5 protein-coding genes (1 of these 5 cut by a window edge) are annotated in these 9,157 nt (G+C 71.7%); 1 reads left to right on the top strand and 4 read right to left on the bottom strand.

Annotation, left to right across the window (positions count from 1 at the left end):
- A protein-coding gene (locus ACFOWZ_RS42655; protein ID WP_382379685.1) for a GNAT family N-acetyltransferase crosses the window boundary here: on the top strand, positions 1-73 show its 3' portion. The gene continues 557 nt to the left of window position 1, outside the view; 73 of the gene's 630 nt are visible here — the last part of the coding sequence; its start codon lies off the left edge, out of view; its stop codon occupies positions 71-73.
- Here the strand turns inward: ACFOWZ_RS42655 and ACFOWZ_RS42650 are convergent.
- The 4 genes from ACFOWZ_RS42650 to ACFOWZ_RS42635 are packed head-to-tail and all read right to left on the bottom strand — an operon-like array spanning position 45 to position 9,119.
- Positions 45-1,352, bottom strand: coding sequence for an ATP-grasp domain-containing protein (locus ACFOWZ_RS42650; protein WP_382379684.1), 1,308 nt, complete (start codon positions 1,350-1,352; stop codon positions 45-47). The genes ACFOWZ_RS42655 and ACFOWZ_RS42650 overlap by 29 nt on opposite strands.
- Complete coding sequence (locus ACFOWZ_RS42645) at positions 1,349-4,126, bottom strand: amino acid adenylation domain-containing protein (protein WP_382379683.1); 2,778 nt, start codon at positions 4,124-4,126, stop codon at positions 1,349-1,351. The genes ACFOWZ_RS42650 and ACFOWZ_RS42645 overlap by 4 nt, the downstream gene beginning before the upstream one ends.
- Complete coding sequence (locus tag ACFOWZ_RS42640) at positions 4,126-8,076, bottom strand: non-ribosomal peptide synthetase (RefSeq protein ID WP_382379682.1); 3,951 nt, start codon at positions 8,074-8,076, stop codon at positions 4,126-4,128. The genes ACFOWZ_RS42645 and ACFOWZ_RS42640 overlap by 1 nt, the downstream gene beginning before the upstream one ends.
- Complete coding sequence (locus ACFOWZ_RS42635) at positions 8,073-9,119, bottom strand: TauD/TfdA family dioxygenase (protein WP_382379681.1); 1,047 nt, start codon at positions 9,117-9,119, stop codon at positions 8,073-8,075. Before ACFOWZ_RS42635 ends, ACFOWZ_RS42640 begins: the two co-directional genes overlap by 4 nt.
- Positions 9,120-9,157: the final 38 nt, after the last annotated feature.

The following is a 9,157-nucleotide window of genomic DNA, read 5'->3' as shown; positions in this document are numbered from 1 at the left end:
CGCGCTCTGGTGTTCGCGCACGCACGAACACCAGAGCGCCGGCGTCACAGCGAACCGAGCTCGAGACCGCTGACTGACGTCGGCTGCGCGTCATCGTCGAAGTCGAACTCGAACCGCAGCCGCGACGACACCTCCTGCAGCAGCTCCGTCAGCTCCCGGTGGTTGCCGACGTCGCCCGTCACCATGTCCAGTTCGGTCGCCTGAACGCCGCCGGGTACACGTTCTCCTGGCTTGACCAGTGCCCGGTAGGTGGTGACACCGGTGCGGCCGCGGACCGCATCGGTGCTGCTGACGCTCACGAGCCGGCAGGCGCGGCGTGGTGCCAGGTGGAAGAGCTGGTAGAAGACGCGGTCCTCGGGCGGGCGGGGCGGTTGCACGGGTTGTCCGAGTGCGACCCTGCCCGCGAGCTCCACCAGGCTCACCCCGGTGGCGCGCAACGACAGTTCGTTGACGTCGCCGCCGAGCCTGCCGTTCACCTCGATGATCCTGGGGCCGTCCGGCGTCAGTTTGATCTCGGTGTGGACGAAGCCCGACTCGATGCCGAGTGCTTTGACGGCTCTGGCGGCCATGTCGAGGACGAGCTCTTCGTCCACTCCTCCGATCGGTGCCGGCCAGAACTGGCCGGTCTCCCGAAAGGGTTCGGACAGCGGGAACTTGCCCGTCACCGCGATGCTGTCCACGCGGCCGGACTGGACCAGGTGCTCCACCGAGACGTAGTCGCCGAACGGGTGCGAAGGACGGCCCACGAGGAGCTTTTCCAGCACGAAGGCGTCGTCGAAGTCGATTCCCGCGTTGTCGAGTCCGACCCGTCCGTTCGCGAACAGCTCGTCCACGACGGCGCGACCGGACTCGGCCGTGGTGATCAGGAACGTGTTGTGGCTGCCTCCGCCGCGCACCGGTTTGAGGACTGCCGGGAGACCCACCTCGTCGACGACGTCCGGCCACTCGCCTGCGGTGGTGAAGCGGCGGAACGCCGGGGTCTCGACGCCGGCCGCCGCGAGGGCGGAGCGCTGCGCCGACTTGTCAGTCAGCAGCCGTGTGGTCCGCTGGTCGTGGTACGGGAGCCCGAGGCGCTCGGCCAGCCAACTGGTCAGCGGGACCGCTCGTTCGCTGAAGGTGACGATGCCTGCCGGTGCCATCGCGCGCAGCTGCTCCAGCGCGAGCTCCGGAGGGTCGGCGCGGACGGCCGGTGCGACACTCGCGAAGATCGGTTCCCGGCTCCGGGCGTGCTCGCTCGGCGAGATGACGAACACGAGCGGTGCCACCGCCGACAGCTGAGCGATGATCTCGCTGGGCTGGGCGGCACCGCGGTCGTACACGACCACGAGCGGCCCTTCGTTGACCGCGGTCATCGGCGCCTCCGTTCTGCCAGGAACCGCTCGGAGGCGCGTTCCAGCTCGTTCCTGTCGACCTTTCCGTTGGTGGTCAAGGGAATTCGGTCCACGAAGGCCCACAGCGCGGGCACTGCGTAGCTCGACAGGTGTTGACTCAGGTGTGCCCGCAGCGTGATGTCCAGCCGTGGTGCGGCGTCGGCGACGACTCCGGCCAGCAGACGCCGGGACGACGCGTCCGCGCCCACGGCGACCACCACGGCATCCCGCACCAGCGGGTGCTCCAGGAGGCGCGCGACGATCTCGTCGGTTTCGATCCGGAAGCCGCGGATCTTGACCTGGTGATCGGCCCTGCCCAGGAAGCGGACGCGGTCGTGGGCGTCGAGGCGCACGATGTCGCCGGTCCGGTAGGTGCGCTCACCGTTGTCCGGGGCAGGCAGCCCGAACGCGGCACGCGTCTGGTCCGGCGCGCCCAGGTAGTCGATGGCAAGGCCGGCTCCGGTCACGTAGAGCTCGCCGACACCTCCCGGCGGCACCTGCCTGCCCGCGCTGTCGAGGACCAGGAGCCCGGTCTCGGCGAGCGGCGTCCCGATCGGCAGGGGCGCCTCCACGTCGCAGGGATCGTCGAGGTGGTGCACCGTGCTGAACGTCGTGTTCTCGGTCGGCCCGTAGCAGTTGCTGACGCGGAGGCCGGGGAAGTGCTCGAGCAGTCGCCTGGCCTGTTCCGGCGGCACCACGTCGCCGCCGGTCAGCACCTGCCGCACGCCAGTGAACGCGTGCGGGGCCAGGTCGGCCACCAACCGGAACAGTCCGGCGGTGAGCCAGAGCACGGTCACGCCGCGCTCCTTGACGAAGGTCGCCAACTCCTCCGGCGACGGCAGTTCGTGGGGAAGGACCTCCACGGACCCGCCGTTGGCGAGAGGCGCGAACAGTTCGAGCGTCGAGGCGTCGAACGCCAGCGGCGCGAACCTGAGCATCCGCTCGCCAGGCCCTGAGCGGATGTGCGCCGGGTCCCGCACGAGCCGGACCACCCCGCGGTGGGGGATCCGCACGGCCTTCGGCACACCGGTGGAGCCGGACGTGAACGTGATGTAAGCCGCCCGGTCCGGGTCCACCGGTGGCGCAGGCGCGGGCGTGCCGCCGCCACCTCCGGCGTCGAGCGGATCCGGCGCGATCACCGTGGCGCACCTGGTCGGACTCAGCCTCCGGACCCGGTCCACCAGGTCCGGATCACCCACGATCGCTCCGGGGACCGTCGCGGCGAACATCCGCTGGAGGCGTTCGTCGGGAGCCGAGGCGTCGAAGGCCACGTAGGTGCCGCCGCAGCGCAGCACGGCCAGGACGGACACGACCTCCTTGGCCGAACGCGCGTGGGCGATGGGGACGTTGACGCCGGGGCCGACGCCGACCTCGGCCAGCAGGGCCGCCAACCGCTCGACGGCCGGCACGAGATCCCGATAGCGCAACGGCCTCGCGAGGTCCGGGCCGTTCACGGCCTCGGACTCGGGGTGCTCCCGTGCGATCGCCTCCACCATCTGCCAGACATCACCGGAGGAGTCGCGAACAGGCCCGGTGCGGACGGACCTCAGCCGCGCGTGCTGCGCGTCCGAGATGGTCCGCACCGACTCGAGCGGCTCGTCCAGCGCGGCGTGCAGCTCGACGAGCGCGGTGTCGAGGGAGTCCGCCAGCGCGGTGGCCTCCGACGGCAGGAGCACGGACGTCGCGTAGTCCAGCGCCAGCTCTGCCTTCGGGGTCCACCGCAGCAGGACGAGGGAGGCGTCGAACGACGTCGTCCCGCAAAACCCCTCGTGGAGCACGAACTCGACGTCACCGGCGGGCATCCGCGCGGGCAGGCCGTCCTCCGGCAGGTCGACGGCGAACTGGACCAGCGACGACCGGCTGGGATCGTCGGCAACGCGCGGCGCCCGCCGCACGTCCAGGCCCTCGGCGTCGGCCCGCGCCGCCGAGAGCTGTCGCACGTACTCGCGCCCGGACGTCTCCACCAGCCGGCACCGGACGGGCACCACGCCCGAGCCGGCGGCGGTGTCGCCGAGGACGAGGTCGTCGACCCCGGCACGCCTGGCCAGCACCAGGCTCCACGCCGCCAACAGCACCTCCGCACGGCGCACCGAACACTCCGCCGCCACCTGTTCACAGGCGGCCGCGGCACGGTCGGAGAGCCCGAACGCGAGCCGCGCCGCCGCGGTGTCCCAGGTCGCGGGACGGGCCAGGTCGGACGGCAGCTCGAGCACCGTTGGAGCGCCCTGCGGCCAGGAGGTGTCGCCGGCCGCCACCTCCGCCCGCACGTGACGGCGCGGTTCGAGCTGCGCCGCTCCTGCCGGGCCGAGCTCGCGGTAGCTCTCGGCCAGCACCTGCCAGAACGTGGTGAGCCCCTGGCGGCCCACGAGCGCCTCGTGCGCGAGCACGGTGAGCAGCTGCTCGGCGCGATCGTCCCGGACCACCGTGGTGAGCGTGAACTCCACCGCAGGCCGGAGAGCGGGATCGAGCACCCGCTGCACCAGCCTGTGGACGGTGGTCACGGCGGTCTCGTCCGACGACGCGGGCACCGTCTGCCGCACGATCCGCGGCGTCCACCCCTTCAGCACCCGCGGCGTCCACCCGGAGGCCGCGGGTTCGAAGACCGTCCTCAGTGGAGCGAGCCGGGCGGTCGTCAGTTCCAGCGCCTCGACCAGCCGGGGCTCGTCGAGGCGCCCGAGCAGTTCGGCCGTGGACAGCAGGTGTCGCGCGCCCCACGCCGGCGCCTGCTGTGCCGTCGGCGGGGTCTCGACGGTCATCAAGACGCTCCCGCGGTCGAGCCGGGCGCGGACTCGGTGTCGGCGAGCAGGTCCGCGAGCTGCCGAGCGAGGACGGGCACCTGCGGCGGAACCATCATCGTGTGGTGGTCGCCGGGAACGAGCTCGACGCGGACCCCGGATCCGTAGATCTCCTCCCAGCCCAGCGCCTCGCCGAGGTCCTCGCCCGGCGACTCGTCCTTCGCCCGGAAGAGGGTGACGGGGTACTCCGCCGGTGTGGTGATCCGCGGCCGGTCCTGCTGGATGTACCGCATCGCCGCGCTGACGTTCCCGCGGTAGACGGTGAGCAGCTGCCGCAGTTCGGCCAGACCGGCGTCGGCAGGCAGCAGGTCCTTGGCCTGCACCAGCCGGACCAGGTGCTCCAGCCGGGCTTCCGCGTCGCGCGACTCGAGCTCGCTCGCGGGGATCTCCAGCTGGTAGTGCCAGGCGAAGCGCTGGATCAGCTCGACGTCCGAGACGTCGGACTGGAGGTCCGCGGGCTCGTCTCCGACGCGTTCGTCGGACGGCAGGTCGACGGGCGCGTCGCTGTCGAACAGGACGAGGTGCGCCACCTCGTCGCCGGCACCGACCAGCTGCCGCGCCACCTCGTGCGCGATGATCCCGCCGAGGCACCACCCGCCGATCCAGTACGGTCCCTGCGGCTGGTGGGACTTGATCTCCTCCACGTACCGCGCGGCCATCTCGACGAGCGTGCCGGGGTTGCTCCCGCCGGGGTAGAGCCCCGGCGACTGGAGACCGATGAACGGCCGCTCATCGCCGACGGCACGTGCCAGCGGCAGGTAGCCGAGCACACCACCGCCGCCCGCGTGCACGCAGAAGAACGGGGACAGTGCGCCGGAACGCTGCAGCGGCACGGCGGACCGGAACTGGTCACCCGGCTGCTCCGAGCGCAGGAGCGTCGCCATCGCCTCGATCGTGCTCGCGTTGACCATCGCCGACACGGGCAGGCTGATGCCGGTCGCCTTCCGGATGTCCGCGATGAGGCGGATCGCCTTCAGCGAGTTGCCGCCCACCTCGAAGAAGTCGTCGGTGACGCCGACGGCCTTCCCGAGCGCCTGCGTCCACAGCCCGGCGAGCAACAGCTCGAAGGTGTCCCTGGGCGGAACCTGACGCTGACGGTGTGACTGGCGGACGCCGGTCGCCGAGCGGAGCAGAGCGGCTCGGTCCAGCTTTCCGTTGGCGGTCAACGGGAACGCGTCTAGCGCGACGATCGCCTCCGGTCGCATGTACTGCGGCAGACGCGCGGCGGCGAACTCGTGCAGCTCGGCCTCGTGCCGGTCGCTCGAGCCCACCACGAACGCGACCAGCCTCTGGTGTCCGGTCTCGTCGGTGCTGACGAGGGTGACGCAGTCCTGCACGTCCGGGTGCGCCCGCAGGGTCGACTCGATCTCGCCGAGCTCGACCCGGTAACCAGAAATCTTCACCTGGTCGTCGTTGCGGCCGAGGAACTCGAGTTCTCCGCCGGGCAACCTGCGCACCAGGTCGCCCGTCCGGTAGCGACGGCCGTCCGGCAGGGACGACAGCGGGTCCGGAACGAAGCGCTCGGCCGTGAGCTCCGGCCGGCCGAGGTAACCCCGGGCGACTCCCGGCCCGCCGATCAACAGCTCGCCCGGCACCCAGAGCGGCACCTCGTGCAGCGCCCCGTCCACGACCTGAACGGTCGCCGCGCCCAGCGGGCTGCCGATCGGCACCGAGGCCGTCCGTGCGTCGAGATCGGCCAGGCGCAGCCGGTGCGCGGTCGTGCCCACGGTCGCCTCGGTCGGGCCGTAGTGGTTGACGATCTCGCAGCCGTTCGCCAGCTCCGCCAGTTGGACCGCGAGCTCGCTGCGCAGCGGCTCGCCGCCGGTGACGAGCACCCGCCGGGGGATCAGGCCCGCGGGGTTCGCGGTGGTCTGCAGGAGTGCCGACAGGTGCGAGGGGGTGATCTTGAGGACGTCGACGGCTTCGCGCGTGAGGTAGTCCCCGAGCTCGTCGCCGTTCCTGAGCACGTCGTCACCCACCAGGTGGAGCGTCCCACCCGTGCACAGTGACGCGTACAGCACCGTGTAACCGAGGTCCGCCGCCAAGGTCGAGACGTGCGCGTAGCCGAGGCCGGGTTCCAGGCCCAGCCGCTCGACGATCGCGTCGACGTACGAGGCGATCTGCTGGTGTCCGACCAGCACGCCCTTGGGGCGACCCGTCGTACCCGACGTGTAGAGGACGTAGGCCAGGTCGGCCGGCCTCGCCAGGGCGGGCCGGATCTCCTGCCGGCGCTGGTCGCCGAGGACGACCGGGTCCGGCCGCAGCAACGCCGTCAGGTCCGCGTGGGCGGGTTCCGTGACGATGACCTCGACACCGCTGTCCTCCACCATCAACCGCAGGCGTTCGGACGGCAGCGCCGGGTCGAGCGGGACGTAGGCGGCACCGGTTTCGAGCACCGCCGTCATGGCGGCCAGCACTCCGGCACTCCGTCCGAAGAGGACACCGACGAGACTGCCCGGCCCGACTCCGCGCGCGACGAGCTGGTCGGCGAGAGCCTGTGCGGACGCGTGCAGGGAGCCGTAGGTGTGGCTGCCCGCGGCGTCCACCACCGCGACGGCCGACGGAGTCTCGAGAGCGTGCCTCGCGAACCGCTCGTGCACCGGCTCGGGCTCGTCACCGACCGGCGCCGGCGCGGAGGCGGGGCGTCGGAGATCAGCCGGCAGGAGCAACACCTCGTCGACGGGCGTCGCGGGGTCGGCGATCCAGGTTTCCAGGACCGAGCGGAGACCGACCGCGAGATCGGCCACGTCGGAGCGGGCGAAGGCGTTCGCGCGGTACCTCAGCACCGCTCGCACGGACTCGCCGTTCTCCTCGCAGGTCAGCTCGAGGTCGGCGTGCGGCGCGGCGTCGATCCGGCTGAGCTCGAACTCGACCTCGTTCGTGCGCAGGACCGGCAGCACGCGGTGGGCGAAGCCGATGGACGCTCGCGCGGCCAAGTCGGCGGAACCGCCGGTGGACCAGTTCTCCGGTGAGAACGCGCCCTGCAGTTCGGCCGCGGTTTCGTCCCTCGCGACGACCTCGCGGAGCAGGGATCGCAGCGAGGCGTCCGGTTCGCCGTCGAACAGCACCGGTACGAGCCGCGCCAGCGGTCCGATCGCGTCCGCCAGGTCGGCGTCGTGGCGACCCGACTGCGACGTCATCACCACCAGGGGGCGGCCGGGCGCGTAGCGACCGAGCAACGCGGCCCAGGCGGAGAGCACGACCCCGCGCACCGTGCCGCCGTCGCGGTCGGCGGCCTCGCGCAGTCCGCCGGGCAGCTGCACCTCCACCGCGTCAGCTCCGGCCGGCGCCGACCCGCGGCGTCGCTTGAACGGCAGCTCCGCCAGGTCGCCGAGGTTGCGGGCGAGCGAGTCCCAGTGCTCCTTCGCTTCGGCGTCCGGGTCGTCGATCTGCTGGGTGAACCACTCCGCGAGGTCGGCGTACTGCAGCGGCTCCTCGGCCGAACCGTCCGGCTCGGCCCCGCCGTACAGACCAGCGAGGCTCTCCACCAGGAGTCCGACGCTCTCGGCATCGGCACTCAGCGCCGACAGACGCAGGAACAGGGTGTGCACCCCGTCCTCCCGTCGCGCCAGCCCGGCCCGCAGCGGCGGGCCCGCCGGATCCATCGGCTCGGCGAGGCGAGACCGCCAGTCCTCTTCGGTGACGTCTTCCAGGACGACGTCGGCCGGCGCCCCGATCCGCTGCAGCGGCACGTCGATCCCGGCGACCTGCTGGTAGGTGGTGCGCATGATCTCGTAGCGCTCGACCAGGCCGTTCAGCGCCTCGCGCAGACGGCCGGTGTCGAGCGGACCCCGGATCGTCAGCTCACCGGAGACGGCGGAGCACCCGCTGCCCGTCTCCGCGGTGATCCAGGTGTACCGCTGCTGCGGCGACAGCGGGAACATCTCCGCGGCCGAGTCGGTGCTGCTCATCGGCCCGCCTCCTGGAGGGCGCTCCACGCACCGGACATGGCGACGAGCACCTTGCGCGGGCCCTGGTAGGGGTTGCGCCCGTGGCTCATCAGGATGTTGTCCACCAGCATCACGTCACCCGTCTGCCAGGGCGTCGCGACCGTCTCCGCCTCGAACGCGGCCCGGATCTCGGTGAACGCCTCGTCCTCGATCACGGTGCCGTCGCCGTAGAGGGCGTTGCGCGGCAGCTGCTCCGGGCTGAACGTGGCCAGCAGATCCTCGCGGACGGCGGCGGGCAGGCTGGAGGTGTGGAAGAGGTGGGCCTGGTTGAACCACGCCACCTCGTGGGTGCGCGGGTGCTCCACGACGGCCTGGCAGATCTGCCTCGTGCGCAGACCGCCGTCCGGGAGCCACTCCAGCTCGATCTCGTTGGCCGCGCAGAACCGTTCCACGGTCTCGCGGTCGTCGGTCTCGAACACCTGCTGCCACGGCAGGTCGACACCGCCGCCGTAGTTGCGCACGTACATGATCCCGTCGCGTTCGAACCGCTCGCGCACCGCGGCGGGGATCCGCTCCAGGACGCGCCGGCTGTCCGCCAGCGGCGTCTCTCCGCCGCCCTGGGCGTTGAGCTGGCAGAAGAACCACAACCGCAGCGGCCAGTCCCGTGCATAGGCCATTTCGTTGTGCTGCGGGATCGTCTCCTCCGGCGGGTACTCGGTGGACGTGTAGACGCCCTTCGACTCCTTGGTGCGCGGAGTGGACCCGTACACGTAGTCGAGCAGCTTCTCGTCACCGCCGTCGCCGGCCACGGCCGCGAAGTCGGCGGCCGTGGCGACCTTGAAGTTCCGGAAGACCACCGCGCCGGCGGTGTACAGGTGGCGGTCGACCGTCTCCTGGTTCCCCCGCAGCCAGACGCTCAGGTCCAGGCCGGCTGTCCGCGCCTCGACGACGGCTGGTGCTCCCGGCCGGTCCGACTCGGTGATGTGTGCGAAACCGTCGATTCCAGGCTCGACGCTTCGGCGGCGGATGGCCCTCACCGAGCGTGCCGGAGTAGACGCCCCCATGTGTCCGTCTCCTTCTTTTCAGTTCGCAGTGCAGATGT

Source organism: Lentzea rhizosphaerae, assembly GCF_042649515.1.
GTDB classification, from domain to species: domain Bacteria; phylum Actinomycetota; class Actinomycetes; order Mycobacteriales; family Pseudonocardiaceae; genus Lentzea; species Lentzea aerocolonigenes.
The sequence above is the reverse complement of the archived record's forward strand: the minus strand, read 5'-3'. Positions and strand labels throughout refer to the sequence as shown.